Origin of the sequence: Methylobacterium sp. WL103 (genome assembly GCF_008039885.1) — a bacterium.
Lineage (GTDB): Bacteria > Pseudomonadota > Alphaproteobacteria > Rhizobiales > Beijerinckiaceae > Methylobacterium > Methylobacterium cerastii.
This window is the reverse complement of sequence record NZ_VRUX01000929.1, coordinates 1-1,164: the sequence shown is the minus strand read 5'-3', so window position 1 is coordinate 1,164 and position 1,164 is coordinate 1. Positions and strand designations below refer to the sequence as shown.

The following is a 1,164-nucleotide window of genomic DNA, read 5'->3' as shown; positions in this document are numbered from 1 at the left end:
AGCCAGGCGCGCCAGGCCGCCGGCTCGGCGCGCAGCACGTCGGCGACTGCGGCCTCCGCCCGGTCGGCGGGGAGGGGGGCGCCGACGTTCGACGCGACGAAGGCCTCGGCCTCCGACTGCCGAGTCGCGGCGTCGGCCCCGATCCAGGCGATCATCGCCGCGCGACGCTCTTCCTCCATCGGCTCGGGGCTCGGCGGCGAGCCGGCGAGCAGGACGAGGCCGGAGAGCCCTTCGAGCCCCGCCTCGCCATCCTCGGCACGACGCGCCAGGGCGAGGGCCACCTTCGCGCCCATGCTGTGCCCGGCGACGAGCCAGCGTCCCGGCCGCGCGGCGCGGACCTTTGCCGCGACGTGGTCGGCCATCGCCGCCACGTCGTAGCCGGTCACGTTCGCGGCGTCGCCGAAGCCGGGCAAGTCGATCGGCACGCAAACGACATCCGCCCCGAGGCGTTCGGCCGTCGGCGCCCATTCCCGCGCACTGCCCCCAAGGAAGTGCAGGCAGAACAGGGTCGGCGGCGCAGTCGCGGCCGCGGTGGGTAAGTTCAAGATCATCGCAGCGAGATCGCGCGGGGCGCGTGGCAATCAAGCGGCCTTAATGCCGCGCTTCGCCCGATGTCGACCTGCCGCGGTGCCGGGTGGATGCACCTCGGGCCGACCGCCGGAATCGACCCGATCCGCGCGGCACCGTAAGCAGGGAGGTCTGCGATACCAAAGAGTCCGCGATCCCAAAAGGAAGCGAAGTTCGATGATCCCGACCCTCGACCAGGTTCCCGACGGCCTCGCCACCCGCCACGGTCGCTACGCCGACGCGCACATCCGCGCGACCCTGCGAGCCACGCGCACGATCGCCCTCGTCGGTGCCTCGGCCAACCCGGCGCGGCCGAGCTGGATCGTGCTGAAATATCTGCTCGACCGTGGCTACGTGGTGACGCCGGTGAACCCGGGCCTCGCCGGGCAGACGCTGCTCGGGCGCCCGGTGGCCGCATCGCTGGCCGAACTCGGCGAACCGGTCGACATGGTCGAGATCTTCCGCAATTCGGCCGCCGCCGGTTCGCGCGTGGTCGCCCTGGAGGCCGGCCCGAACTTCGATCCGCAGGCCTTCGCATTCGACGAGACCCTCGCCGACGAGATCTACTGGACGGACGAGCGCCTTAGCGGCGGTTCG

The 1,164-nt window shown here is 72.3% G+C and carries 2 protein-coding genes; one reads left to right on the top strand and one right to left on the bottom strand.

Annotation, left to right across the window (positions count from 1 at the left end):
• Positions 1–545: alpha/beta fold hydrolase (locus tag FV222_RS26800; protein ID WP_246685691.1), on the bottom strand; the 545-nt coding region annotated here is incomplete at its 3' end.
• 199 nt (positions 546–744) lie between these two features.
• Here FV222_RS26800 and FV222_RS26795 point away from each other — a divergent pair.
• On the top strand, positions 745–1,164 hold a 420-nt coding region (locus FV222_RS26795), incomplete at its 3' end, for a CoA-binding protein (protein WP_187277494.1).